Raw genomic sequence first — 25,058 nt, 5'->3', positions numbered from 1 at the left:
CGTGACCGGGCGTTCGAACCACCCGGAGGTGGCGAGGCCCCCCTTCGAGGGATTGCGCGGCCGGCTGCGCCGGAGGGCGCCGAGAACACGACGGAGGCCGCCTCCCCGGGCGGGAGAGGCGGCCTCGGTGTGGTGCGGTGTCACCCCGGCAAACCCCTGGTCGGGTGTTTACTCCGCTTCGGCTTCCAGGTTGCCTTCCGTGTCCAGGTAGACCTGGCGGAGGGATTCGAGGATCTGGGGGTCCGGCTTTTCCCACATGCCGCGGGATTCGGCCTCCAGGAGGCGTTCCGCGATGCCGTGCAGGGCCCAGGGGTTGGCCTCCTCCAGGAAGGCGCGGTTCTCCGGGTCCAGGACGTAGGTTTCCGTGAGCTTGTCGTACATCCAGTCCGCGACCACGCCCGTCGTGGCGTCGTAGCCGAAGAGGTAGTCGACCGTCGCCGCCAGTTCGAAGGCGCCCTTGTAGCCGTGGCGGCGCATCGCCTCGATCCACTTGGGGTTGACCACGCGGGCGCGGAAGACGCGCGAGGTCTCCTCGACCAGGGTGCGGGTCTTGACCGTTTCCGGGCGGGTGGAGTCGCCGATGTACGCCTCGGGGGCCGTGCCGCGCAGGGCGCGGACCGTGGCCACCATGCCGCCGTGGTACTGGAAGTAGTCGTCCGAGTCCGCGATGTCGTGCTCGCGGGTGTCGGTGTTCTTGGCGGCCACCGTGATGCGCTTGTACGCCGTTTCCATTTCGGCGCGGGCCGGGCGGCCCTCCAGGCCGCGGCCGTACGCGTAGCCGCCCCAGACGGTGTAGACCTCCGCGAGGTCGGCGTCCGTGCGCCAGTCGCGGGAGTCGATCAGCTGGAGGATGCCGGCGCCGTACGTGCCCGGGCGCGAGCCGAAGATACGGGTCGTGGCGCGGCGTTCGTCGCCGTGGACCGCCAGGTCGGCTTGCGCGTGGGCCCGGACGTAGTTGTCCGCCGCCGGCTCGTCCAGGGACGCCGCCAGGCGGACCGCGTCGTCCAGGAGGCCGATCACGTGCGGGAACGCGTCGCGGAAGAAGCCCGAGATGCGGAGCGTCACGTCGATGCGGGGGCGGCCCAGTTCGGCGAGCGGGATGGGTTCGAGGCCCGTCACGCGGCGCGAGGCCTCGTCCCACACCGGGCGGATGCCCAGGAGGGCGAGGGCTTCGGCGACGTCGTCGCCCGACGTGCGCATCGCGCTCGTGCCCCAGAGGGAGAGGCCGACCGAGGCCGGCCACTCGCCGTTGTCCGTGCGGTAGCGGGTGAGGAGGGAGTCGGCCAGGGCCTGGCCCGTCTCCCACGCCAGGCGGGAGGGGACGGCCTTGGGGTCGACCGAGTAGAAGTTGCGGCCGGTGGGGAGGACGTTGACGAGGCCGCGGAGGGGCGAGCCCGAGGGGCCCGCCGGGATGAACCGGCCGTCCAGGGCGGCGAGGACGTGGGCGATCTCGTCCGTGGTGCCGGCCAGGCGGGGGACCACTTCGCGGGCCGCGAAGGAAAGGACGTCCGATACGGCCGCCGGGTGGTTCGCGGCGACTTCCGCCACCGCGGCCGGCCGCCAGTCCGCGTCCTCCATCGCCTGGACCAGGGCGCGCGCCTGCTCCTCGACGGCGTCCGCCGACGTACGGGTGGCCGCGGACTCGTCCAGGCCGAGGGCTTCGCGCAGACCCGGGAGGGCCGTCGTACCGCCCCAGATCTGACGGGCGCGCAGGATCGCGAGGACCAGGTTGACGCGGGCCGCGCCGGTCGGGGCGCCGCCGAGCACGTGCAGGCCGTCGCGGATCTGGGCGTCCTTGACCTCGCACAGCCAGCCGTCGACGTGGAGCAGGAAGTCGTCGAAGCCGTCGTCGTCGGGGCGTTCGTCCAGGCCGAGGTCGTGGTCGAGCTTGGCGGCCTGGATCAGGGTCCAGATCTGGGCGCGGATGGCGGGCAGCTTGGCCGGGTCCATCGCGGAGATCTGGGCGTACTCGTCCAGGTGCTGCTCCAGGCGCGCGATGTCGCCGTACGACTCCGCGCGGGCCATCGGGGGCACCAGGTGGTCGACCAGGGTGGCGTGGACCCGGCGCTTGGCCTGGGTCCCCTCGCCCGGGTCGTTGACCAGGAACGGGTAGATGAGGGGGAGGTCACCGAGGGCGGCGTCCGGGGCGCACGCGGCGGACAGGCCGGCGTTCTTGCCCGGCAGCCATTCGAGGTTGCCGTGCTTGCCCAGGTGGATCATCGCGTCGGCGCCGAAGCCGCCGTCCTCCGCGCGGGCCTGGATCCAGCGGTACGCGGCCAGGTAGTGGTGCGAGGGCGGCAGGTCCGGGTCGTGGTAGATCGCGATCGGGTTCTCGCCGAAGCCGCGCGGCGGCTGGATGAGGATGAGGAGGTTCCCGCGGCGCAGGGCCGCCAGGACGATGTCGCCCTCGGGGTTGGCGGACGTGTCCACGAACATGCTGCCCGGGGCCTCGCCCCAGTGCTCCTCGACGCTCTCGCGGAGGTCGGCGGGGAGTTCGGCGAACCAGCGCTTGTAGTCGGCCGCCGGGATGCGGACCGGGTTGCGGGCCAGCTGCTCCTCGGTCAGCCAGTCCTGGTCGTGGCCGCCCGCCTCGATCAGGGCGCGGATCAGCTCGTCGCCGTCGCCCGAGACCAGGCCGGGGAGTTCGGTGACGGGGCCGAAGTCGTAGCCCTCGGCGATGAGCGCGCGCAGGAGTTCGACGGCACTGGCCGGGGTGTCGAGGCCGACCGCGTTGCCGATGCGGGAGTGCTTGGTGGGGTACGCCGACAGGACCAGGGCGACCCTCTTGTCGCGCCGGTCGATGTGCCGCAGGCGGGCGTGGCGTACGGCGATGCCCGCGACCCGGGCGGCCCGCTCCGGGTCGGCCACGTAGGCGGGCAGGCCGTCCTCGTCGAGCTCCTTGAAGGAGAACGGGACGGTGATCAGGCGGCCGTCGAACTCGGGCACCGCGACCTGGGTGGCGGCGTCGAGGGGGGACAGACCCTCGTCGTTCTCCTCCCAGGCGGAACGGGAACCCGTCAGGCACAGGGCCTGGAGGATCGGCACCCCGAGCGCGGCGAGCGCGCCCGCGTCCCAGGACTCGTCGTCCCCGCCGGCGGAGGCGGTGGCGGGGCGGGTGCCGCCGGCCGCGAGGACGGTGGTGACGACGGCGTCGACCCCCTCCAGCTCGGCCAGCAGCTCCGGCTCCGGGGTGCGGAGGGAGGAGACGTAGAGGGGGAGCGCCTGGGCGTCGTGGGCCTCGATGGCGTCGCAGAGGGCGTGCACGAAGGCGGTGTTGCCGCTCATCTGGTGGGCGCGGTAGTAGAGCACGGCGACGCGCGGGCCGGTGGTCCGCTGAGCGGTGCGCTCCAGGGGGCCCCAGGTGGGGGCGGCGGCCGGGGGTTCGAAACCGTGGCCGGTGAGGAGGACCGTGTCCGAGAGGAAGCGGGCCAGCTGGCCGAGGTTGGCGGGGCCGCCGTGGGCGAGGTAGCCGTGCGCCTCGGCGGCGATGCCGATGGGGACCGTGGAGGCCTCCATGAGCTGCGCGTCGGGGGCCTGTTCGCCGGTCAGGACCACCACCGGGCGGGTCTGGTCGGGGGCGAGGAGGAGGTCGAGGCCGTCCTGCCAGGCGCGGAGGCCGCCGAGGAGGCGTACGACGACCAGGTCGACTCCGTCGAGGAGGCCGGGGAGGTCGTCGAGGGGAAGGCGGGAGGGGTTCGCGAACCGGTACGGGACGGGGCCGTCCGCCGTGTTCGCGGCGCGGGCGCTGAGCAGATCGGTGTCGGACGTCGACAGCAGCAGGATCATGCGGCGGCAGGCCTTCCTCGGGGTTTCCGCGCCCCGGGCAGTGAGGACAGCGGGAGTTCCTGACTCACCCTTCGGCCGGGGCCGGGGGGTTCACAGTGGCGGGACCGCGCCGGAATCGCACCGGGCTTCCTCCCATGTCGCCGTCCTCGGCGACGGCGGGCCGTGTGGTCCGCCGGGGGTCATCCTAGGGGGCCTTTGCCCTGGCCGGGCGTGGGGGTGGGGTCGGTGCGGCTCTGCCGGGTCGCTGCCGGGGCCCCCCCCGGGGGGGGGGGGGTGGGGGGGGGGGGGGGGCCGGGGGCGGGGGCGGGGGGGGGGGGGGGGGGGGGGGGTGTTGGGTGCGGCGCCGCTGCCGGGGCTCTGCCCCGGGCCCCGCGCCTCAAACGCCGGCGGGGCTGGTTTTGGCCGGCGTGGGCCTGGAGGTGACGGCCCCGCCTCGGGCCCCGCGCCTCGAACGCCGGCGGGGCTGGGGTTGGCCGGCGTAGGCCTGGATGTGACCACCGTGGGGCTGGATGTGTCCACCGTGGGGCTGGATGTGGTGGGTGGAGGGGAGGGGTTTGGCCGGTGGGGGTGGTGGGCGGATGGGGCTGGTCGGGTGGGGTGGGGTGGTGACGGACACAGGTCGGGGGAGGGGAATCGTGGGTATGCTCGCCGCCATGCCCCAGCCCCCTTCCGCCGCATCGCGGGATGAACCCGTCATACGGGAGCGCGGCGACGCCTGCCCCGGCGCGCTGCGGCTGCACCCGGCCGACGACGGGATGCTGGCCCGGATCCGGATACCCGGCGGGCTGCTCGACATCCGGCAGGCCGGGATGCTCGGGCTCGCCGCCGACCGGTTCGGCGACGGGCACCTGGAGCTCACCTCGCGCGGCAACGTCCAGTTGCGCGGGCTCGCCGACGGGTGCGGAGCCGGGCTCGCCGAGTTGCTCGACGGGGCCGGGCTGCTGCCGGCGCCGAGTCACGAGCGGGTGCGGAACATCGTGGCCACGCCCGTGTCCGACGCCGTCGTGCCCCGGGTCCGGGAACTGGACCGGCTGCTGTGCGCGAGCACCCGGGCGACCGCGCTGTCCGGGCGGTTCCTCTTCGCCCTCGACGACGGGCGGGGGGACGTCGCCGCCCTGGATCCCGATGTCACCGTGCTCGGCCGACGCGGCGACCGGGTGCTCGTGCGGCTCGGGGCGGCCGCCGATGCCGTGGAGGTGGCTGCCGCCGACGGGCCCCGGGCCGCGCTGCTGGCCTCCGCATACTTCCTCGACGCCGCCGACGCCGCCGGGAACCGGGCCTGGCGGGTCGCCGAACTTCCCCCCGAACACTCGCTGAACGCCGAGGAGTTCGGCCTCCGGCTGGCCGCCGCCGGGATCGGCGCCACGCACGTGCCCGACGTCGTGTGGCCGTACGCGCCGCCGCCCCGGCCCTCGGGCCCCGGCGGCGGCCCGCTGTGCGTGCTGCCTCCGCTCGGGCGCCTGAGCTCCGCCCAGTGGCGGCTGCTGGTCGAGGTTGCCGAACAGGGCGGGGGCGGGCTGCGCCTCACCCCGTGGCGCAGCATCGTCCTGCCCCGGCCCGGCGACGGCCACGCCCGCCTCGCGGGTGCCGGTCTGGTCGTCGCGTCCGACAGCCCCTGGCAGACCGTCACCGCCTGTACCGGCCAGCCCGGTTGCGCCAAGGCGCTGGCCGACGTACGGGCCGACGCCCGTGCCGTGGTCGACGAGTCGGCCGGTGCGCTGCCCGTGCACTGGTCCGGCTGCGAGCGCCGGTGCGGGCATCCGCGCGGTACCGCGTGGGTGGACCTGGTCGCCACCGGGAACGACGGCTACGCGCTGTCCGTGCACGGGGAGCCCGCCGTGCCGGTCTCCCGCACCGACCTGGCGGCCGCCCTCACGGCCGCACGCAACACCCCTCAGAATCCGCAGACGCAGTGAAGAAATGAGCGAGTACACAGTGTTTGAGTACGAGAAGGACGGCGCCGCGATCTACCGCCAGTCCTTTGCCACGATCCGCGCCGAGGCGGACCTCGCCGGGCTGCCCGCCTCCGTCGCCCAGGTCGCGGTGCGCATGATTCACGCCTGCGGGATGACCGACCTGCCCAAGGACCTCGGCTACACCCCGGACGTGGTGCTGCGCGCCCGCGCCGCCCTCACCGCCGGCGCGCCGATCCTGTGCGACGTACAGATGGTCGCGAGCGGGGTCACCCGCAAGCGGCTGCCCGCCGGCAACGACGTGATCTGTACCCTCTCCGACCCGGCGGTCCCCGAACTCGCCGCGAAGATGGGCACCACGCGCAGCGCCGCCGCCCTCGAAGTCTGGCGCGACCGCGGCCTGTTGGAGGGCTCGGTGATCGCCGTCGGCAACGCGCCGACCGCGCTCTTCCGGCTGCTGGAGATGATCGAGGAGGGCGCCCCGCGCCCCGCCGCGGTCATCGGCGTGCCCGTCGGCTTCATCGGCGCCGCCGAGTCCAAGGACGCCCTCGCCGAACACCCCTCGGCACTTGACCACTTGATCGTGCGGGGCCGTCGCGGCGGCAGCGCCATCGCGGCCGCCGCCGTCAACGCGATCGCGAGCGAGGAAGAATGAGCGACAACGCCAAGGGGCGCCTGTACGGGGTCGGGCTCGGGCCCGGAGATCCCTCCCTGATGACCCTGCGCGCCGTGGAGGTGATCGGCGAGGCCGATGTCGTCGCCTACCACAGCGCCCGCCACGGCCGTTCCATCGCCCGCTCGATCGCCGCGAAGCACCTGCGCGCCGACCACATCGAGGAGCCGCTGGTCTACCCGGTGACCACCGAGACCACCGACCACCCCGGCGGCTACCAGGGCGCGATGGAGGAGTTCTACGAGGCCGCCGCGGCCCGTCTCGCCGCCCACCTGGACGCCGGCCGGACGGTGGCCGTGCTCGCGGAGGGCGATCCGCTCTTCTACAGCTCGTACATGCACATGCACAAGCGGCTCGCGGACCGCTACGCGACCGAGGTCATCCCCGGCGTCACCTCCGTGAGCGCCGCCGCCGCCCGGCTCGGCACCCCGCTCGTGGAGGGCGAGGAAGTCCTGACGATCCTCCCCGGCACGCTGCCCGAGGAGGAGCTCACCGCCCGCCTCGCCGCCACCGATTCGGCGGTCGTGATGAAGCTCGGCCGGACCTTCCCGGCCGTGCGCGGCGCGATGGAGAACAGCGGCCGGCTCGCCGAGGCCCGCTACGTCGAGCGCGCCACCATGGACGGGGAGCGCACCGGCCGCCTCGCGGACACCGATCCCGAGTCCGTCCCGTACTTCGCCGTCGCCGTGGTCCCCAGCCGGATCGGCAACCCGGGCAGCGTCCCGTCCGGCCCCGGTGAGGTCACCGTCGTCGGCACCGGCCCGGCCGGACCGCTGTGGCTGACCCCGCAGACCCGGCGGGCGCTCGCGGACGCCGAGGTACTGGTCGGCTACACGACGTACCTCGACCGGGTGCCCGTCAAGCCGGGACAGGTCCGGCACGGCTCCGACAACAAGGTGGAGTCGGAGCGCGCCGAGTTCGCCCTCGACCTGGCCCGGCGCGGGCAGCGGGTGGCCGTGGTCTCCGGCGGTGACCCGGGGGTGTTCGCCATGGCCACCGCGGTCCTGGAGGTGGCCGGGCAGGCCGAGTACAAGGACGTGCCCGTACGGGTCCTGCCGGGGGTTACCGCCGCCAACGCGGCCGCCGCCGCGGCCGGCGCCCCGCTCGGCCACGACTACGCCACGATCTCCCTCTCGGACCGGCTCAAGCCGTGGGAGGTCATCGCGGAACGACTGCGCGCGGCCGCCTCGGCGGACCTGGTCCTCGCGCTGTACAACCCCGGTTCGCGGAGCCGGACGTGGCAGGTCGCCCAGGCCCGCGAGCTGCTGCTGGAACTGCGCGCGTCCGACACCCCGGTGGTCGTCGCCCGCGACGTGGGCGGACCGGAGCAGTCGGTGCGGATCGTGACCCTCGCCGAACTGGAGCCGTCGGAGGTGGACATGCGCACGCTGCTGCTGATCGGCTCCTCGCAGACGCAGGTCACCGAGCGGGCCGACGGCTCGCGGATCACGTGGACCCCGCGCCGCTACCCGTGACCGGATGAGGTGAACGGGTGGGGCCCGGTGCCCGGAGGCGGTGGACCGCCCCCGGGCCCCGGGCCCGTCCGGTTCACGAAGTCTCGGCGCTGTCCAGCCAGTTCAGGGCGGCCTCGACCGAGTCCGCCTCCGCGACGCCCTGCGGGACCGCCGGGCGGCGGACGACGAGGACCGGGATGCCGGCCTCGCGGGCGGCGGTGAGCTTCGGGGAGGTGGCCGAGCCGCCGCTGTCCTTCGTCACGAGTACGTCGATCCGGTGGCGGGCGAGCAGTGCGCGCTCGTCGTCGAGGGTGAACGGGCCCCGGTCCAGGAGGACTTCGAGGCGCGGCGGCACCGGCGCGGCCGGGGGGTCCACCGAACGCACCAGGAACCAGGTGTCGGTGAGGTGCGCGAAGGTGTGCAGGCCCATCCGACCCGTGGTCAGGAAGGCACGGGTGCCGAGGCGGGGCAGCAGGGTCGCCGCGTCCGCGAGGGAGTCCGCGAAGGTCCAGTCGTCGCCGGGACCCGGCGTCCAGCCCGGGCGGCGCAGCGCCAGCAGCGGGACACCCGAAAGCGCCGCCGCCCCCGCGGCGTTGAAGCTCATGCGCTCCGCGAAGGGGTGGGTGGCGTCGACCAGGTGGGTGACCCGGTGGGCACCGATCCAGGCCGCGAGACCCGCCGGGCCGCCGAAGCCGCCGATCCGGGTCTCGCCCGGCGGCAGTACCGGGGCGGAGACCCGCCCGGCCAGCGACGTGGTCACGCGGGGCGCCGTGCGCGGGCCGGCCGCCCCGGCGCCGGGGCCGGGGCTGCCGCCCGGGGCCGCGGGCCCGGCCAGCGCTTCCGCGAGGCGGCGGGCCTCGGTCGTACCGCCCAGGATCAGGACGTGCCGAGCCGGGCCCGACCCGGCCCGGCCGGGCGCCGGTTCAGCAGACATGCCGGTCGCGCTCGGGGGAGTACAGGTGGCTGTCGCGGAACTGCTCCGCGCCCAGCGTGCGCCCCACCACGATGACCGCGGTGCGGACCAGGCCGTGCTCCTTGACCTGCGCCGCGATGTCGGCGAGCGTGCCGCGCAGGATCAGCTCGTCGGGGCGGCTGGCCATCGCGACCACCGCCACCGGGCACTCGGCCCCGTAGTGCGGCAGCAGTTCGCCGACGACCCGGTCCACGTAGCGGGTGGCCAGGTGCAGCACCAGCAGCGCTCCGCTGCGGCCCAGCGTGGCCAGATCCTCGCCCGGCGGCATCGGCGTGGCCTGCTGGGCGATCCGGGTCAGGATCACGGTCTGGCCGACGGTCGGCACGGTCAGCTCCCGCTTCAGCGCGGCGGCCGCCGCCGCGAAGGCCGGGACGCCGGGGACGACTTCGTAGGGGATGCCGGCCGCGTCGAGGCGCCGCATCTGCTCGGCGACCGCGCTGAAGATCGACGGGTCGCCGGAGTGCAGCCGCGCCACGTCCTGGCCCGCCGCGTGGGCCCGTACGCACTCCTCGACGATCTCGTCCAGGTTCAGCTGCGAGGTGTCGACCAGCCGCGCGTCCGCCGGGCATTCGGCCAGCAGCTCGCGGGGGACGAGGCTGCCCGCGTACAGGCAGACGGGGGCGGCGGCCAGCGTCCGGGCACCGCGCACCGTGATGAGGTCGGCGGCGCCGGGGCCCGCGCCGATGAAGTACACGGTCATGCTTGATCCTTCTCGTTCGTCGCCTTTGTCACTGACCACTGGGTGACCGGCATCGCCTGCCGCCAGCCCGTGAAGCCGCCGACCGGCACGGCGTGCGCGACGGACAGCTTCACGAGTTCGCCGCCGTGCCGGCGGTAGCGCTCGGTCAGGACCGCCTCGGACTCCAGGGTGACGGTGTTGACCACCAGCCGGCCGCCCGGCGCCAGGGCCGCCCAGGCCGCGTCGAGCAGCCCCGGCGCGGTCAGTCCGCCGCCGATGAAGACCGCGTCGGGGGCGGGCAGTCCGGCGAGGGCGTCCGGCGCCGACCCGACGATCACGCGCAGGCCCGGCACGCCGAGCGCCGCCGCGTTGCGGGCGATGCGCTCCGCCCGCTCCGGTACGCGCTCCACCGCCACGGCCTGGCACGAGGGGTGCGTCCGCATCCACTCGATGCCGATGGAGCCGGAGCCGCCGCCGATGTCCCACAGCAGCTCGCCGGGGGCCGGCGCCAGCGCGCACAGGGTCGCGGCGCGGACCCGGCGCTTGGTGAGCTGGCCGTCGTGTTCGTAGGCGTCGTCCGGCAGGCCGGGGGTCGCGCCGAGCCGGGGGGCCGGGTGGGCGGGGTCCCGGCGGCACTCCACGGCCACCACGTTCAGGGGGTCGCCCGGCGGGTGGTCCCAGCCGTCGGCCACGCCCTCGTACGTGTCCTCGTGCTCGGAGCCGAGCTGCTCCAGCACCCGCATCCGGCTCGGGCCGAAGCCCCGCTCTCGAAGCAGAGCGGCGATCTCGTCCGGGGACGCCGCTCCGGCGCTGAGCACCAGCAGCCGCCGCCCCTCGTACAGCGCGGCCGCGAGCCGGGCCACCGGGCGGCCGACGACCGTGAGCACCTCGGTGTCCTCGACCGGCCAGCCCAGGCGGGCGCAGGCATAGGAGACGGAGGACGGGTGCGGGTGGACGCGCAGGGACCGCGGCCCGAGCTCCTCGGCGAGCGCGCGGCCGATGCCGTAGAACATCGGGTCGCCGCTCGCCAGCACCGCGATCCGGCGGCCCGCGTGCTCGGCCATCAGCTTCGGAACGGACGGGCGCAGCGGGCTCGGCCACGCCACCCGCTCACCGGGGCAGTCGGCGGACGGCAGCAGGTCCAGCTGGCGCGGCCCGCCGATCAGCACCTCGGCGCGGGACAGCGCGGACCGCGCGGCGGCGGTGAGCCCGGACCAGCCGTCGGCGCCGAGGCCGACGACCGTCACGGGTATGGGGGGCGGTGCGGAGCTCACTGCGCGGTACCTCGGAACGGGAAGGGAGCGGAAAGTGGGTGCGGACCCGCAGCCTACTGGCCTGCCCTTTCGGGCCGAGCCGCCGACCCCCGCCGCCGATGCCGGGACCAGGGGTCTACCCTCGGTAACCCACCGCGTCGCGAGGGAGCTGCCATGCCCGGCTGGAACGCCACGAACATCCCCGACCAGAGGGGCCGGACCGCCGCCGTGACGGGGGCCAACAGCGGGATCGGCTACGTGGCCGCCCGCGAGCTCGCCCGGCGCGGGGCACGTGTGGTGCTGGCCTGCCGCAGCGCCGCGCGCGGACGGTCCGCCGTGACCCGGCTGCGCGGCGAAATCCCGGGCGCCGAGGTGGAGTTCGCCGCGCTCGACCTCGCGGAGCTGGCCTCCGTACGGGAGTTCGCGAAGGGATTCACAGAGCGGCACGCCGCCCTGGACCTGCTGATCAACAACGCGGGCGTGATGGCCCTGCCGTACGGGCGGACGGCCGACGGTTTCGAGACGCAGTTCGGGGTCAACCACCTCGGGCACTTCGCGCTGACCGGACTGCTGCTGCCGCGGCTGCGGGCCGCCGCGCCCGGGGCGCGGGTCGTCAACGTCTCCAGCGGTTTCCACGTGCTGGGGAACGTGGACCCCGATGACCTGGGATACGAGCGCGGCTACCGGCGCTGGGTGGCCTACGGCCGCTCCAAGACGGCCAATCTGCTCTTCACGCACGAACTGTCCCGCCGCTTCACCGCCGCCGGCTCCGCCATCGTCGCGGCCGCAGCCCACCCCGGCTACGCCTCCACCAACCTCCACGCCGGCGCGACGCGGGACCGCGGCGCGCTCTCCGCGCGCGTGGTGGCCCTCGCCAACGACGTCATCGCACAGCCCGCCGCAGCGGGCGCGCTGCCCACGCTGTACGCGGCCACCGCGCCCGGCGTCCGGCAGGACGCGTTCATCGGACCGCGGTTCGGCTGGCGCGGCGCCCCGGCCGGCTCCTGGCGGGCGAAGTGGACCCTCGACGACGCCTCCGGTGAACGGCTCTGGGCCGCCTCCGAGAAGCTCACGGGAGTCTCGTACGGATCCCTGCCGCGCTGACCCGCCGGGCGGCCCGGCACCTCCGCACGCGGGCGCCCCGCGTGTGAGCCCGTCCGCCCCCGGTGCGCCTCAAGGCGCCCCGGGAGCGGACGTGACCCGCGGCCCCGGCGCCCGGACACTCGGCGGCATGGACGACGACGGCGAGGACAACCACCCAGCAGCCCGACCCGGCACACCCGGCCCGGTCGGTCCTGTCCGGGCCAGGAGCCCGGGGAGCGCGGGACGCTCCCCGGCACGCGTCGGCACACCGACCGGACCAGGGGCCCTTCAGGCGCGGTTCGGGGTCTTCGTGGCGCGTTCGTACAGGGCGCGGACGCCGTCGTCGAAGTAGCTGCTGTACGAGGTCTCGTCGTCCCCGCCGCCGTCGCGGCCGCCGATCACGCCGATCAGCGTGTGTCCGTCGGTCAGCACCGGGCCGCCGCTGGTGCCGTTCGGGACGTCCGCGCAGTCGATCCGCAGCTGCGTGGGCCCGGCCGCACGGGCGGTGTTGCGGCAGTCCAGCGGTTGTTCGGAGTCGTTCGGATAGCCCACGACCCGTGCGGGCGCGGGCAGTTCGGGCCGGAAGGCGATCGTCTGGGCTCCGGTGACGTCCTCCAGCCGCTGGCCGGGGTAGCCGGGGCGGCGCAGCCGGAGGAAGGCGACGTCGTGGTCGGGGTCCTGCTCCTCGGTCCAGCGTGGGTCCACGTCGATCCGGGTGGGCACCCACACGCCGTACGGGGCCACGCCGTCGCGGTAGCCGGGGGCGAAGGCGAGGTTGGTGCGGAAGCCCGCCCCGTACACGCAGTGCGCGGCGGTGGCGATGAGGTCGCCGCCCGGCGAGTGGACCACGACGGCCGAGCAGTGGTGGTCGGGGTCGCCGTCCGTGCCGGGGGAGAAGAGCGCGCCGATCGCGGGCTCGGCGGGCGCGGGCCGGGCCTCCAGGGGGTCGGAGGGCGCCCATCCGGCCGCCTTCCAGTTCACGGAGCCGCCGGCGAAGGCCTTGCCGTCCATCGGCGGGTTCGGGTCCTCCCGGACGATCCCGTCCAGCACGGCGGCCGCCGTCCGGTCGGCGCGCTCCGGGTCCTGCTGGTAGGTGCCCAGCGCCGGGTCCCCGTCCGCGCGGTGGGCGCCCACGCCCCACCGCTCCCACACGTACGCACCGCCCGCGACGAGCAGCGCGCAGAGGCCGAAGAACACGGAGGCCCGTAGGGCCGGCCCGCGCACCTTGCTGAACATGTGGTCCTACTCCCGCCCCGCAGACACCGTCGACTCTTCGTTCGATGGGGGAGCGGCGGCCCGGGTTCCGCGCCGAGTACGTGTCCGTCGTCACAGCGGCCCCCCGCCCGGCCGCCGCCGCGCCACCTCCCGGACTTCCGCACGCCATCCAACTGACCTAGTGTCCTGGCGACTTGAACCCCCCACAGAGTCGACAGGAGTCGAGAGCATGAGACTGCGCAACCGTAGGGCGGGCGCCCTCACCGCAGCACTGGCGGCCGCCGCCCTCGCGCTGGGCACGGCCCCGGCCGGCGCCGCGGGCACCTCGGGCGACCTCCCGTACGCGGGATCGACCGGTGTCGGCGTGCACAACGCCTACGAAAAGGCCAAGTACCCCTACTTCGCGGACGCGCTGGACTCGGGCGCCGCCATGCTCGAACTCGACGTCTGGACCAACTTCTTCGGCAGCTCCTGGCGGGTCTCCCACGACAACCCCTTCGGCAACGACAGCAACTGCGAGAACGCCACCAGCCCCGCCCAGCTGCGCACCAAGTCCCGCAACCAGAACCTCGCCGGCTGCCTCTCCGACATACGCAGCTGGCACGACGCCCACCCCGGCCACCGGCCCGTCGTCCTCAAGCTGGAACTCAAGGACGGCTTCGCCGCCAACCTCGGCCGCGGCCCGGCCGAACTCGACGCGCTGCTCACCGGAAAGCTCGGCGACGCCGTCTACCGCCCCGGACAGCTGGCCGCCGGCCACCCCGACCTCGACACCGCCGCCCGCGCCGGGGCCTGGCCGAGCCGCGCCGCGCTCGCCGGGAAGTTCCTCGTCGAGCTGATCCCCGGCACCGTGGAGGAGGGCAACGGCTCCGACACCCTGTGGACCGACCGCGAGTACGCCACGCACCTGCGCTCCCTCGCCGCCCAGGGCCGGCTCGGCCAGGCCGCCGCCTTCCCCGCCGTCCACCGGGCCGAGGCGGGCGACCCGCGCGTCACCCGCTACGCCGACGCCTCGCTGCGCCCCTGGTTCGTGATCTTCGACGGGGACGCGGGCGCGTACGCCTCGGGCTCCATCGACACCGGCTGGTACGACCGCAACCACTACCTGCTGATCGCCACCGACGCCCACAACGTCGCCCCGGCCATCGACTCCACCCGCCCGACCGAGACCCAGGCGCGCGACCGCCTCGCCCTCCTGGCCGGCCGCCACGCGTCGATCGTCTCCGCCGACTGGTACCCGCTGCCGCAGGTGCTGGCCACGGTGGTACCGCGCGGCTAGCCACAGGGAGGGGGCGGCGGACCGGAGCCGCCGTTTCCACGGGGGCCCGCCGTCGTTGAGCAGCCGGGTGCCCCCGCACGCTGCCACCAGACCGCAGGGACGCGGCGGTGATCCTCGACCCCGCCCGCCGGCGGCCCGCCGCCGCGCTCGCACCCCGGGACCCGGACCGGCCGCCGGCCGCCGTGGTCCCGGACGGGACCGACGACAGCGAGGAGCAGCAGCGATGACCGGACCGGTGGGTGCGCGCGAGGCGCGCGGGCGGCAGACCGCGGGGGTCCCGGAGGCGGCGGCGCCCCGCCGGTCCGAGCCGGGCTCCCGCCGGTGACCGGCACACCGCGCCCAGGTCCGGCCGGGCAGGACCGGGAACCGGCCTACGAGGCGCTCCCGTTCGACGGATTGTGGGAACGGCCCGGGATCGGGGTACCGCCGGAGAGCACGGCCGGGCTCCCGGCCCGGGGCTGGCGGCTGCCGTGGGACGCGCTCGACGCCGCCGAGGCCGCCGCCGTGCTGGAGCGGCTCGCCGCGCGGGACTACGCCTTCCACACCCCGGGCGCCGCCGGCGTACCCGTCCGGCGGCTCATCCCCGGGGCCCGCCTGCGCGCCGACGGCGAGCAACTCGCCCGCCTGCTCCGCCCGTACGCACCCCAGGCCGTCGTCAGCTTCGCTCCCACCCGGCACGCCTTCGGGGCCTGTGCGACCGTGCTGCTGCCCGCCGTGACCCGGCTGCCCGTCTGGTTCTGGCCCGCCGTCGACGGCCCGCCGTTCCCGGCCCAGGCCCGGACCCCCTCGCCGTCCGCGCCGTCTCCGCCCCCGGTCGGGGCCCGCCGGATCGCCGTCGTCGCCACCCCGGGGGCCTTCCGGACCCTGGCCCGCCACCCCCGCTGGCTGGCCGGCTTCGAGCACATCACCTTCCTGCACGGCTCCGCCGAACTGCCGTGCGAGGCCGTCGCATTGTGCGACGGCCGGCGCACCGCCCTGGTCGAGGTGCTCGGCTCCACCGAGACCGCCGCCGTCGCCCACCGCACCGGCTGGGACCCCGAAGGCCCGTGGACCCTGCTCGACGACCTCTCCTTCGCCGGCCCCCGCGAAGGCCGGGCGGTCCCGCTCACGGTGTCCGGCCCGCGGCTCCCCGCCCACGAGACGGACGACCTGATCCGGCCGCTCGGCGACCGGCAGTTCCTGCGCCTGGGCCGCCGCGTCGCCCACCCGGTCAGGCCCCCCGGCGCCCGGCACGACCTCGACGCCATCGCCGCCAGGCTCCGCGCCCTGCTCCCCGGAGCCGAGGTGACCTGCGTGCCCGCCGCCGACCCGCTGGGCGGCGACGCCTACGACCTGCGCGTGGCCGGGGGCGGCCCGCTGACGGAGGGCGGCGTACGGGCGCTCGCGCGCGGTCTCGGAGCCGAGCCGCGGCAGGTCCGCGTCGTCGACGGGACCCCGCGCGGCCCCCTCGGCCGGCCCCGGCGGCCGGAGGGGCCCCCGCCACCCCCGCATCCCACGAAGGGACGTACGACATGAGCAGGAACCCGGACGACGTCAAGACCGTGCACCTCACCCCCGAGGTCTACGCCTACCTCGTCGCCCAGGCCGAGCCGCCGAGCCCCGCCCAGGAGCAGCTGGTCGCGCGCACCCGCGCGCTCGGCGGTCCCGCCGTGATGCAGGTCCCGCACGAGCAGGCGGTACTCCTCACCCTGCTGGCCAGGCTGACCGGCGCCCGGCGGATCGTGGAAGTGGGCACCTTCACCGGCTACTCCACGATCGCACTGGCCGAGGGACTGGCGCCCGGCGGCCGCGTCATCACCTGCGATCTCTCCGAGGAATGGACCTCGATCGCCCGGCAGGCCTGGAAGGAGGCCGGCGTCGCCGACCGGATCGACCTGCGGATCGCGCCCGCCCTGGAGACCCTGACGGCGCTGCCGCCCGACCCCGTGATCGACCTGGGCTTCCTGGACGCCGACAAGCCCGGCTACCGGGCCTACTGGGACCAGCTGGTGCCGCGCGTCCGCCCCGGCGGGCTGCTCCTGGCCGACAACGTCCTCTACGGGGGCGAGGCCGTCCGCGCCGACGCCCGGGGCAACGCCCTGGCCATCCGCGAGTTCAACGCGCACGTCCGCGCGGACGACCGGGTCGAGTCGGTGCTGCTGCCCATCGCCGACGGCCTCACCCTCGCCCGCAAGCGCTAGGCCGTCTCTTTCGACCTAGGTCCGCGTGGCGGACTCCAGCTGCCGGTCCGGAGGGCCGGCGGCGTGCCGGTCCGCGGCCGCCAGGCTCGCCTCGATCTCGTCCAGCGCGCGGCGGGCCGTGGCGAGCCGCTCCCTGACGTCCGTCCCGTCCGCGTCGGGGCCCGCGGCCGGCGGCGGTACCCGGTCGGCCTCCGCCTCGATCTCGCGGGCCTCGTCCAGCGAGTTGAGGACGACCCCGATGAGGACGTTCACCAGGACGAAGGAGGCCAGCAGCGCGTACGAGGCGTAGTAGATGATGCTCAGGCGCGAGATCTGCAGGCCCGCACGGACGGCGTCGGTCAGGCCGTCGAGCGTGGTCAGCAGGAACAGCGTGAGCATGGCCCGGCCGACGGAACCGTAGTGCTGCGGGTCGGAGTCCGCGAAGCAGACCCAGCCGACCATGGCGTACACGTACAGCACCAGCGCACCGACGAAAAGGAAGCTGGCGGTGCCGGGCAGGCTGCGGCCGACGGCGATCAGCAGGATCCGCAGGTGCGGGAGGAAGCGCGCGGTGCGCAGGACGCGGGCCAGGCGCAGCAGCCGCAGGACGGTGGTGTTCTCGCGGACGAAGGGGACGAAGGCCGAGACCACGATCGCGAGGTCGAAGAGGTTCCAGGGGTCCTGGAAGAATGCTTTCGGCCGGTCCGCGTAGGCGCCCATCCGCAGCAGCATCTCCAGGGAGAACACCACCAGGCAGCACTCCTCCGCCGCCCGCAGCACCTGGCGGTACTCCTCCGCCAGGCCGCTGTACGTCTCCACCCCCATCAGCCCCGCGTTGAGCAGGATCACGCAGAAGACGACCATCCCGAAGGCGGGGGCCTCGGTGGCCACCCGGCATCGGGCTGCCAGCTTCATGCGGCCGCGTCCGGCCGGCTCCGGGACTGTCATCATGCTCCTCGTGCTGTCGGTCATGCAGGGCGGCGCGCCCGGCGGGGCGCGGCGGGTCCGTCCTTCTAACGCCACACACCCGATCGGGTTTCACCACCGGCGCACGTCAACGCGCCGGGGCGGCCGGGCCCCGAGCCGCCGTCAGGCGCGGGGTTTCGCCCGGACGTGCATGCGCTCGCCCTGGCGGCCGAAGAGGCTGAGGATCTCGACGGGGCGGCCGTCCGCGCTGCCGAACCAGTGCGGGAGGCGGGTGTCCCACTCGGCCGCCTCGCCGGGGCCGAGGACCAGGTCGTGCTCGGCGAGGACGAGCCGCAGCCGGCCGTCCAGGACGTACAGCCACTCGTAGCCCTCGTGCGTACGGAGATCGGGCTCGCTGCCGCGGTCCGGGATGATCATCTTGTACGCCTGGAGGGGGCCGGGGCCGCGGGTCAGCGCCACGGACGTGCCGCCGTTCGGCAGGGCGCGGGGGGCCAGCCGCACCCGGGGATCGCCCACCTCGGGGGCGCCGACCAGGTCGTCCAGGGGCACGCGGTAGGCGGAGGCGAGCGGCAGCAGCAGCTCCAGGCTGGGGCGGCGCTGACCGGACTCCAGCCGGGACAGGGTGCTCTTGGAGATGCCGGTCACCTCCGAGAGCGCGGCCAGGGTCAGCCCGCGCTGGGCGCGCAGCCGCCGGAGCCGGGGCGCGACCTCGTCGAGGACCGCCTGGTGGGGCGAGGGGGTGTCCTGGGCCGGGTCTTGTGCCGTGTCCTCGGGTGTGTCCATGCGGGCATTCCACCCCGCCGTCCCGGAATCGGCAACAAGAATTGCCATCGGAGCTCCACCGGGCGCACGCTCCTCGCCATGACCACACACCACGCCTCGGAACACGGACCCTCCGGACACGAAGCCTCCGGACAGGGACCCTCCACGCACGCACACGGGCACGGACAAGGGGGCCACCACTCCACCACCGACCTCGACTGGGAGGCCATGGCCGCCCACCTGGAGCGCAACGCCGAACTCCAGCTCCCGGTCCTCAGCCGCACCGCGACCCGCCTCGGCGAGCTGCTCGGCCCCGGGCACAAGGTCCGGCGCGTCCTCGACATCGGCAGCGGGCCGGGCGTGATGACCTGTGTACTGGCCGAAGCCTTCCCGGACGCGGAGGCCGTCGCCGTGGACGGCGCGCAAGGGCTCCTCGACCACACCCGGGCCCGTGCCGAACGGCTCGGCCTCGGCGCCCGGGTGGCCACCCGGCACGCGGAACTGCCCGAGGGACTCGACGACTCCCTGGGCGCGGCGGACCTGATCTGGAGCAGCAAGGCCGTGCACCACCTCGGCGACCAGCAGGCCGCCCTGGACGCGCTGGCCGGAGTGCTGAGGCCCGGCGGGCTGCTCGCCGTGGCGGAGGGCGGACTGCCGATGCGCTTCCTGCCGCGTGACATCGGCATCGGCCGGCCGGGCCTCCAGGCGCGGCTGGACGCCGTTCAGGAGCACTGGTTCTCGGTGATGCGGGACGAACTGCCCGGCAGCGCCGCCGTGGTCGAGGACTGGCCCGCGATGCTCGGACGCGCCGGGCTCACCGGGACCGGCGGTTTCACGTTCCTCCTCGATCTGCCGGCGCCGCTGGGCGAGGAGGCCCGCGCCTTCCTGCACGCCCATCTGACCCGGCTGCGCGAGGCGATGGGCGAGTCCCTGGACGCGGAGGACCGCAAGACCCTCGACGTACTGCTCGACCCCGAGGCGCCGGAGGGCATCATGCGGCGGCCCGACGCCTTCCTCCTGTGGGCCACCACGGTCTTCACCGGTACCCGCCCGGCCGGCGCCCCGTGAAGCCGACGGGGACGGCCCGCGTGACCCGCCCGGCGGCCGCCGGACAAGCGGAGCCCGGGCCTTCGGTCCGCTGGGTGCTCGCCGGCCTGTCGTCGTCGATGCTGCTGTCCTCGCTCGGCACCGGCATCGCCAACGTCGGGCTGCCCACCCTGGCGCAGGTGTTCGGCGCCTCCTTCCAGGAGGTGCAGTGGATCGTCCTCGCCTACCTCCTGGCCATCACCACCGTGATCGTCAGCGTCGGACGGCTCGGCGACCTCATCGGCCGACGCCGGCTCCTCCTGGCCGGCGTCCTGCTGTTCACGGCCGCCTCGGTGCTGTGCGGCGCCGCGCCCACGCTGTGGCTGCTGATCGCGGCCCGGGCCGCGCAGGGCCTCGGGGCCGCCGTCATGATGGCGCTGACCATGGCGTTCGTCGGCGAGGCGGTGCCCAAGGAGCGGACCGGCAGCGCGATGGGGCTGCTCGGCACCATGTCCGCGATCGGCACCGCTCTCGGCCCGTCGCTGGGGGGCGTGCTGCTCTCGGGGTTCGGCTGGCGGGCGCTCTTCCTCGTCAACGTGCTGCCGGGACTGGTGACCCTCCTGCTCGCCTCCCGCCACCTTCCCGCCGACCGGCGGCGGGAGTCCACCGCCGGCCGGCCCCGCTTCGACCACGTCGGCACCCTGCTGCTCGCCCTGACGCTCGGGGCCTACGCCCTCGCCGTGACGCTCGGGCGCGGCCGTTTCGGGGCGCTCAACCTGGCCCTGCTGCTGGTCGCCGCCCTCGGGACCGGGTTCTTCGTACGGGCCGAGGCGCGGGTGGCCGCCCCGCTGATCCGGCCGGCCGTGTTCCGGGACCCCGCCCTGAACGCGAGCCTGGCCATGAGCGCGCTCGTCTCGACGGTCATGATGGCGACCCTGGTGGTCGGGCCGTTCTACCTGTCCCGCACGCTCGGGCTCGGCGAGGCGCTCGTCGGCCTGGTCCTGTCGGTCGGCCCGGTGGTCGCCGCGCTGACCGGGGTGCCGGCCGGCCGCATCGTGGACCGTTTCGGCGCGTTCCGCATGACGGTCACCGGGCTCGCCGCCATGACGGCCGGCTGCCTCCTGCTGTCCGTGACCCCGCAGACGCTCGGCGTCCCCGGCTACCTCGCCCCCCTCGTCGTCGTCACCGCCGGCTACGCGCTGTTCCAGACGGCCAACAACACCGCCGTCATGGCGGACGTACCCGCGGACCGGCGGGGCGTGACGTCCGGCATGCTCAACCTCTCGCGCAACCTCGGGCTCATCACCGGAGCCTCGGTCATGGGCGCCGTGTTCGCCCTCGCCTCGGCGGCCGCCGACGTGGCGACGGCCGGCCCCGATGCCGTGGCCGCCGGGACGCGGATCACGTTCGCGGTCGCGGGTGCCCTCGTCCTCGCCGCGCTGGCCATGGCGGTGGGGAGCCGTACGCTCGCCCGGCGGGCTGCGGCGGGACCGCGGGCAGCGGGGCCAAGTCCGCTGCGCGGACGGTTCGTTGATCCACCGGTGGAGCGGACCGTCCGCGCATATGCTCGTGGATCCGCATCCGCATCCGCATCCACCACATCCGCATCCACATCCTCGCCGAGCGTAAGGGGACCGCGCCGTGAGCGTCCGCATCCAACCCACCTCCCAGGTCGACGACACGGCCGAGCTCGGCGAGGGGACCACGGTCTGGGACCTGGCGCAGATTCGGGAGAAGGCCCGGCTCGGGCGCGGGTGCATCGTGGGCCGCGGGGCCTACGTCGGGCCGGGAGTGCGCATCGGGGACCACGTCAAGCTGCAGAACTACGCCCTCGTGTACGAGCCGGCCGAACTCGGCGACGGGGTCTTCATCGGACCGGCGGCCGTGCTCACCAACGACTTCTACCCGCGGTCGGTCGATCCCGACGGCACGCTGAAGCGCGACGGTGACTGGGAGCCCGCCGGGGTCGTCGTGGCCGAGGGGGCCTCGCTGGGGGCCCGTTCGGTGTGCGTGGCCGGGGTGCGCGTCGGGCGCTGGGCCCTGGTCGCGGCCGGCGCCGTGGTCTCCCGGGACGTGCCCGATTTCGCGCTCGTCGCGGGCGTACCGGCCCGGCGGATCGGCTGGGTGGGCCGGGCCGGGGTCCGCCTGGTCGAGCGCGCGGACGAGCCGGGCGTGTGGGAGTGCCCGCGCACCGGAGTGCTGCACGAGGAGAAGGACGGGACGCTCACCGAACGGCACTGACGGAACTGACGCCATGTCGGCAATTTAGAGCACCGGCTTTTCCTCAAAACCACAATCAACGAACATCCATGGGCATACCGTGTCCCTGCACACGGGATCTGGACAGGCAACACGCCCTGTCCAGTGGGGGGTTGTACACGACGAGGGGCATCGCGGGCAGTGTCGTGCCGGCGCGGATCCACCGCGCCCGCTGACACTGCCGATCACGCCTGCCCCCGTCCGCGGCATCGCTGGGGGGTCCAGACGCAGCCGTCGGACGGCTCGTGCGCCGGCGCAGGGAACACGGCCGGGCACGCGCCCCGTCATGCAGTCCCCCTCCGCGGAATGACGACCGCCAGGTCCGTCCGAGGAGCGATCAGAGGGGATGGGTGTGTTGGAGCCGAACAGCTCGGACATGCGGATTGCGCCCAGCAGCCGGGAAGTCGGGGTGGGGACCCGATGACCGCCACACGATTAGGAGCACTTGCCGGCGCGGACGCGCCCCTGCACGCCCTCGCCGAGCGGCTGCTGGCACTGGCCGAGGCGGGGCTGCCCGCGATGTACCTGCCGGGCGCCGAGACCTTCGTGTTCACCCGGGTCGGAACGGTCGCGCCCGACGGCACCCGCCGCCTGGAGCAGCGGGGCACCAGCACCCGGTACGCGGCCATCACCGCGCTCGGCGCCCGCTTCCTGCCCGAGGAGCGGCAGCGCGCCCTGTTCGGCGGACGCACCGCCGAGGAGTTCACGGGGCTGCTGGTGCAGCGGCTGCCCGGGGTGGCGAACCTCGGGGACGCGGCGCTCATCGCCTGGGCCGCCGCCGAGACCGGCCACCCCAAGCTGTCCGACGCCCTCGCGCGGGTGGCCGAGCTGGACCTGCCCGGGCGGCCGCAGTACACGGTCGAGGCGGCCTGGGTGCTCTCCGCCCTCACCGCCGCCCGCGCCGCCGTGGACGTCGAGGGCCGCCTCGCGGCCGCCCGCGCCCGCCTGCTCGCGGCCAGGACCGGCGACGGCCCGCTCTTCGCGCACGCCACCGGCCCGGGCCTGGTCCCCGGATACCGCTCCCACGTCGCCTGCTTCGCCGACCAGACCTACCCGCTCCAGGCCCTGGCCCGGCTGCACGCGAGCGGCGGCGACCCGGAGGCCCTCGAGGCCGCCGACGCCTGCGCCACCCGTATCTGCGCCCTGCAGGGGGACGGGGGACAGTGGTGGTGGCACTACGACGCCCGCCACGGTGGCGTCGTCGAGGGCTACCCCGTCTACAGCGTCCACCAGCACGCCATGGCCCCCACGGCCCTGTTCGACCTCGCCGAGGCGGGCGGCACCGACTTCGGCGCGCACATCCGCCGGGGCCTGCGCTGGATGACGGACGTGCCCGAACTCGCCGGGCCCGCCGGCCCCCCGCGCGAGCCGATGATCCGCGAGGACTTCGGCGTGACCTGGCGCAAGGTCCACCGCGGCGACCCGAAGAAGGCCGTCCGCGCCGCCCGCGGGCTCACCACCCGCGTCGCGCCGCACACCCGGCTCACCCCGCTGGACCGGCTCTTCCGCCCCCTGTCGGTGGACCGCGAATGCCGCCCGTACGAGTTCGGCTGGCTGCTGTTCGCCTGGCTGGGGGGCCCGCAGAGATGACACGACGGCCATCCCTCTTCGGGGTCGGACTCGACCCCCTGACCATGGACGAGACCGTACGGCGCTGCCTGGACGCGGTGGCGCGCGGCGAACGGATCGAGATCGGCATGGTCAACGCCGCCAAGCTGGTCAACATGCGGCGCGACCCCCGGCTCGCCGAGGCCGTCGCCGGCTGCGACCTGGTCCTGGCCGACGGGCAGGCCGTGGTCTGGGCCGGCCGGATCCTCGGGGTCAGGCTTCCCGAACGGGTCGCGGGCATCGACCTGTTCATGCGGCTGCTCGCCGCCGCCGAGGAAGCCGGCATCTCCGTCTACCTGCTCGGCGCCCGTCCGGAAGTCCTGGACATGATGCTCCGGCAGATCGCCGAGCGCTTCCCGAAGCTGAACGTGGCCGGCAGCCGCGACGGCTACTTCGCCGACTCCGAGCAGGAGACGATCGCCGGCGCCATCGCCGACAGCCGCGCCCAGCTGCTGTTCCTCGGCATGACCTCGCCCAAGAAGGAGATCTTCACCGCCGGCCACGGCAAGCGCACCGGCGCCCACGTGGTCCACGGCGTCGGCGGCTCCTTCGACATCCTCGCCGGCATCACCAAACGAGCCCCCCTGGTCTGGCAGCGGATGGGACTCGAATGGTTCTACCGCACCCTCCAGGAGCCGCGCCGGCTCGGCAAGCGCTACCTCACCACCAATGCTGCCTTCCTCCTCATGACGGTCCGGGAACTCATCCGCCGCACACCGTCTGCCGGTTCCGCGAACAGGAGTCACTGATGCGCGTCGTCGTCGTGGGACAGGGATACGTCGGCCTCCCGCTGGCCATCAGGGCCGCCGAGGTCGGACACCAGGTGATCGGTTACGACGTGGACGCGCGGCGGGTCAAGAGCCTCGCCGCCGGCGAGTCGTACGTCGAGGACGTCACCTCCGAACGGCTGAGCCGGGCGCTGGAGCGCGGCACCTACCGGCCCAGCGAACTGGCCCGGGACTGCGGCGGATTCGACGTCGCCGTCGTCACCGTGCCCACCCCGTTACAGGAAGGCGCCCCCGACCTGCGCTACATCGAGGAGTCGGCGCACACGCTGGCCCGCTTCCTGCGCCCCGGCGCCACGGTCGTCCTGGAGTCCACCACCTATCCGGGCACCACCGAGGAGCTGTTCGCGCCCATCCTGGAGGACGGCTCCGGCCTCACCGCGGGAGTCGACTTCCACCTCGGCTACAGCCCGGAGCGGATCGACCCGGGCAACGCCGTCTGGGGCTTCCAGCAGACGCCCAAGGTCGTCTCCGGCGTCGACTCCGCCTCCCTGAAGGCCGTGGAGGCCTTCTACGGGGAACTCGTCGACACCACCGTGCCGGTGAGCTCCCCCAAGGAGGCCGAACTGGCCAAGCTGCTGGAGAACACCTTCCGGCACGTGAACATCGCGCTGGTCAACGAGATAGCCATGTTCGCCCGCCACCTCGACATCGACGTGTGGCAGGCGATCGAGGCCGCTTCCAGCAAGCCCTTCGGCTTCATGAAGTTCACCCCCGGCCCCGGCGTAGGCGGCCACTGCCTGCCCATCGACCCGTCGTACCTGTCCTGGCGGGTGCAGCGCGAACTCGGCCAGAGCTTCCGCTTCGTCGAACTCGCCAACGACATCAACAGCCACATGCCCGAGTACGTGACGCGCCGCGTCATCGACGCCCTCAACGCCAAACGCCGCTCGGTCAACGGCTCCCGCATCCTGCTGCTCGGGCTCGCGTACAAGAAGAACACCGGCGACGCGCGGGAGTCGCCCGCCGTGCGGATCTCCCAACTCCTCCTGGACATGGGCGCCAAGGTGCGCGCGGCCGATCCCCACGTCGTGGAGAGCATCAAGGTCGACGCCCGCCTCGTCCGCGTCGAACCCACCCGCAAGGAACTGGCCTCCGCCGACGTCGTCGTCCTGCTCACCGACCACGACTCCTTCGACTACGCCATGGTCACCGAGCACGCCTCCTTCGTCCTCGACTGCCGCAACCGGCTGTCCGGACCGACGGTGGAGGTGCTCTGAGCCC

At 74.6% G+C, this 25,058-nt stretch carries 19 protein-coding genes, 1 pseudogene and 1 riboswitch; of the genes and pseudogenes, 13 read left to right on the top strand and 7 right to left on the bottom strand.

Annotated features, from left to right (window positions below):
• Positions 1-168 precede the first annotated feature (168 nt).
• On the bottom strand, positions 169-3,786 hold the full coding sequence (gene cobN / locus ACIP5M_RS13015) for a cobaltochelatase subunit CobN (protein WP_401195768.1): 3,618 nt from the start codon (positions 3,784-3,786) through the stop codon (positions 169-171).
• A 53-nt stretch (positions 3,787-3,839) separates the two neighbouring features.
• A riboswitch (cobalamin riboswitch) is annotated at positions 3,840-3,918 on the bottom strand.
• Positions 3,919-4,427: 509 nt separating this feature from the next.
• Between cobN and ACIP5M_RS13010 the strand changes: the two genes are divergently transcribed.
• Genes ACIP5M_RS13010 through ACIP5M_RS13000 form a run of 3 tightly spaced genes read left to right on the top strand, consistent with a single transcriptional unit; the run spans position 4,428 to position 7,847 of the window.
• Entirely contained in the window at positions 4,428-5,702 is a 1,275-nt protein-coding gene (locus tag ACIP5M_RS13010; RefSeq protein WP_401196311.1) for a cobalamin biosynthesis protein CobG, read from the top strand.
• A 4-nt stretch (positions 5,703-5,706) separates the two neighbouring features.
• The gene (locus ACIP5M_RS13005; protein ID WP_401195766.1) at positions 5,707-6,354 is read left to right on the top strand and encodes a precorrin-8X methylmutase; all 648 of its coding nucleotides are present in this window, start codon (positions 5,707-5,709) and stop codon (positions 6,352-6,354) included.
• Entirely contained in the window at positions 6,351-7,847 is a 1,497-nt protein-coding gene (locus ACIP5M_RS13000; RefSeq protein ID WP_401195764.1) for a precorrin-2 C(20)-methyltransferase, read from the top strand. Before ACIP5M_RS13005 ends, ACIP5M_RS13000 begins: the two co-directional genes overlap by 4 nt.
• 73 nt (positions 7,848-7,920) lie before the next feature.
• Here the strand turns inward: ACIP5M_RS13000 and ACIP5M_RS12995 are convergent, their stop codons facing one another.
• Genes ACIP5M_RS12995 through cbiE form a run of 3 tightly spaced genes read right to left on the bottom strand, consistent with a single transcriptional unit; the run spans position 7,921 to position 10,752 of the window.
• Positions 7,921-8,760 carry a cobalt-precorrin-6A reductase gene (locus ACIP5M_RS12995; protein WP_401195762.1) on the bottom strand — a complete coding sequence of 280 codons (840 nt, stop codon included), beginning with the start codon at positions 8,758-8,760 and terminating at the stop codon, positions 7,921-7,923.
• The gene (gene cobM / locus ACIP5M_RS12990) at positions 8,750-9,499 is read right to left on the bottom strand and encodes a precorrin-4 C(11)-methyltransferase (RefSeq protein ID WP_401195759.1); all 750 of its coding nucleotides are present in this window, start codon (positions 9,497-9,499) and stop codon (positions 8,750-8,752) included. The genes ACIP5M_RS12995 and cobM overlap by 11 nt, the downstream gene beginning before the upstream one ends.
• Positions 9,496-10,752: a precorrin-6y C5,15-methyltransferase (decarboxylating) subunit CbiE gene (cbiE, locus tag ACIP5M_RS12985; RefSeq protein WP_401195757.1), complete on the bottom strand. Its 1,257-nt coding sequence runs from the start codon at positions 10,750-10,752 to the stop codon at positions 9,496-9,498. Before cbiE ends, cobM begins: the two co-directional genes overlap by 4 nt.
• Before the next feature lie 153 nt (positions 10,753-10,905).
• On the opposite strand from cbiE, the gene ACIP5M_RS12980 reads away from it, so the two are divergent.
• Entirely contained in the window at positions 10,906-11,835 is a 930-nt protein-coding gene (locus tag ACIP5M_RS12980) for an oxidoreductase (protein WP_401195754.1), read from the top strand.
• Positions 11,836-12,102: 267 nt separating this feature from the next.
• Here the strand turns inward: ACIP5M_RS12980 and ACIP5M_RS12975 are convergent, their stop codons facing one another.
• Positions 12,103-13,050: a trypsin-like serine peptidase gene (locus tag ACIP5M_RS12975; RefSeq protein ID WP_401195752.1), complete on the bottom strand. Its 948-nt coding sequence runs from the start codon at positions 13,048-13,050 to the stop codon at positions 12,103-12,105.
• Between the two features lie 208 nt (positions 13,051-13,258).
• On the opposite strand from ACIP5M_RS12975, the gene ACIP5M_RS12970 reads away from it, so the two are divergent.
• The 3 genes from ACIP5M_RS12970 to ACIP5M_RS12960 all read left to right on the top strand — a co-directional run bounded on the left by ACIP5M_RS12970 (position 13,259) and on the right by ACIP5M_RS12960 (position 16,488).
• Complete coding sequence (locus ACIP5M_RS12970) at positions 13,259-14,308, top strand: phosphatidylinositol-specific phospholipase C domain-containing protein (RefSeq protein ID WP_401195751.1); 1,050 nt, start codon at positions 13,259-13,261, stop codon at positions 14,306-14,308.
• 321 nt (positions 14,309-14,629) lie between these two features.
• Positions 14,630-15,823, top strand: coding sequence for a hypothetical protein (locus ACIP5M_RS12965; RefSeq protein WP_401195749.1), 1,194 nt, complete (start codon positions 14,630-14,632; stop codon positions 15,821-15,823).
• Positions 15,820-16,488, top strand: coding sequence for an O-methyltransferase (locus ACIP5M_RS12960; protein WP_401195748.1), 669 nt, complete (start codon positions 15,820-15,822; stop codon positions 16,486-16,488). The genes ACIP5M_RS12965 and ACIP5M_RS12960 overlap by 4 nt, the downstream gene beginning before the upstream one ends.
• A 15-nt stretch (positions 16,489-16,503) precedes the next feature.
• On the opposite strand, the gene ACIP5M_RS12955 is transcribed toward ACIP5M_RS12960, so the two are convergent.
• A complete protein-coding gene (locus ACIP5M_RS12955; RefSeq protein WP_401195746.1) occupies positions 16,504-17,418 on the bottom strand; it encodes an ion transporter in 915 nt (304 codons plus the stop codon).
• 138 nt (positions 17,419-17,556) lie between these two features.
• The gene (locus tag ACIP5M_RS12950) at positions 17,557-18,177 is read right to left on the bottom strand and encodes a helix-turn-helix domain-containing protein (protein ID WP_401195744.1); all 621 of its coding nucleotides are present in this window, start codon (positions 18,175-18,177) and stop codon (positions 17,557-17,559) included.
• A 78-nt stretch (positions 18,178-18,255) separates the two neighbouring features.
• Between ACIP5M_RS12950 and ACIP5M_RS12945 the strand changes: the two genes are divergently transcribed.
• The 6 genes and pseudogenes from ACIP5M_RS12945 (at position 18,256) to ACIP5M_RS12920 (ending at position 25,054) form a co-directional block, all read left to right on the top strand.
• The gene (locus ACIP5M_RS12945; protein ID WP_401195741.1) at positions 18,256-19,224 is read left to right on the top strand and encodes a class I SAM-dependent methyltransferase; all 969 of its coding nucleotides are present in this window, start codon (positions 18,256-18,258) and stop codon (positions 19,222-19,224) included.
• A 98-nt stretch (positions 19,225-19,322) separates the two neighbouring features.
• A pseudogene (locus tag ACIP5M_RS12940) lies at positions 19,323-20,480 on the top strand (MFS transporter); the annotation flags it as partial.
• A gap of 343 nt (positions 20,481-20,823) precedes the next feature.
• Positions 20,824-21,423, top strand: a complete 600-nt coding sequence (locus ACIP5M_RS12935) for an acyltransferase (protein ID WP_401195739.1) — start codon at positions 20,824-20,826, stop codon at positions 21,421-21,423.
• Positions 21,424-21,861: 438 nt separating this feature from the next.
• Complete coding sequence (locus ACIP5M_RS12930; protein ID WP_401195737.1) at positions 21,862-23,031, top strand: hypothetical protein; 1,170 nt, start codon at positions 21,862-21,864, stop codon at positions 23,029-23,031.
• Positions 23,028-23,798, top strand: a complete 771-nt coding sequence (locus ACIP5M_RS12925; RefSeq protein WP_401195734.1) for a WecB/TagA/CpsF family glycosyltransferase — start codon at positions 23,028-23,030, stop codon at positions 23,796-23,798. Before ACIP5M_RS12930 ends, ACIP5M_RS12925 begins: the two co-directional genes overlap by 4 nt.
• A complete protein-coding gene (locus ACIP5M_RS12920) occupies positions 23,798-25,054 on the top strand; it encodes a nucleotide sugar dehydrogenase (RefSeq protein ID WP_401195731.1) in 1,257 nt (418 codons plus the stop codon). The genes ACIP5M_RS12925 and ACIP5M_RS12920 overlap by 1 nt, the downstream gene beginning before the upstream one ends.
• Positions 25,055-25,058: the final 4 nt, after the last annotated feature.

The sequence above is a fragment of the Streptomyces sp. NPDC088762 genome (assembly GCF_044750905.1).
Classification (GTDB): Bacteria; Actinomycetota; Actinomycetes; order Streptomycetales; family Streptomycetaceae; genus Streptomyces.
Note: the sequence above shows the minus strand (reverse complement) of the source record. Positions and strands in the feature narration are given on the sequence as shown.

Coding starts and splice junctions, on each gene's coding strand:
- cobN (WP_401195768.1), bottom strand. CDS start 3,786: ATGATCCTGCTGCTGTCGACGTCCGACACCGATCTGCTCAGCGCCCGC.
- ACIP5M_RS13010 (WP_401196311.1), top strand. CDS start 4,428: ATGCTCGCCGCCATGCCCCAGCCCCCTTCCGCCGCATCGCGGGATGAA.
- ACIP5M_RS13005 (WP_401195766.1), top strand. CDS start 5,707: ATGAGCGAGTACACAGTGTTTGAGTACGAGAAGGACGGCGCCGCGATC.
- ACIP5M_RS13000 (WP_401195764.1), top strand. CDS start 6,351: ATGAGCGACAACGCCAAGGGGCGCCTGTACGGGGTCGGGCTCGGGCCC.
- ACIP5M_RS12995 (WP_401195762.1), bottom strand. CDS start 8,760: ATGTCTGCTGAACCGGCGCCCGGCCGGGCCGGGTCGGGCCCGGCTCGG.
- cobM (WP_401195759.1), bottom strand. CDS start 9,499: ATGACCGTGTACTTCATCGGCGCGGGCCCCGGCGCCGCCGACCTCATC.
- ACIP5M_RS12980 (WP_401195754.1), top strand. CDS start 10,906: ATGCCCGGCTGGAACGCCACGAACATCCCCGACCAGAGGGGCCGGACC.
- ACIP5M_RS12975 (WP_401195752.1), bottom strand. CDS start 13,050: ATGTTCAGCAAGGTGCGCGGGCCGGCCCTACGGGCCTCCGTGTTCTTC.
- ACIP5M_RS12970 (WP_401195751.1), top strand. CDS start 13,259: ATGAGACTGCGCAACCGTAGGGCGGGCGCCCTCACCGCAGCACTGGCG.
- ACIP5M_RS12960 (WP_401195748.1), top strand. CDS start 15,820: ATGAGCAGGAACCCGGACGACGTCAAGACCGTGCACCTCACCCCCGAG.
- ACIP5M_RS12955 (WP_401195746.1), bottom strand. CDS start 17,418: ATGATGACAGTCCCGGAGCCGGCCGGACGCGGCCGCATGAAGCTGGCA.
- ACIP5M_RS12950 (WP_401195744.1), bottom strand. CDS start 18,177: ATGGACACACCCGAGGACACGGCACAAGACCCGGCCCAGGACACCCCC.
- ACIP5M_RS12945 (WP_401195741.1), top strand. CDS start 18,256: ATGACCACACACCACGCCTCGGAACACGGACCCTCCGGACACGAAGCC.
- ACIP5M_RS12930 (WP_401195737.1), top strand. CDS start 21,862: ATGACCGCCACACGATTAGGAGCACTTGCCGGCGCGGACGCGCCCCTG.
- ACIP5M_RS12925 (WP_401195734.1), top strand. CDS start 23,028: ATGACACGACGGCCATCCCTCTTCGGGGTCGGACTCGACCCCCTGACC.
- ACIP5M_RS12920 (WP_401195731.1), top strand. CDS start 23,798: ATGCGCGTCGTCGTCGTGGGACAGGGATACGTCGGCCTCCCGCTGGCC.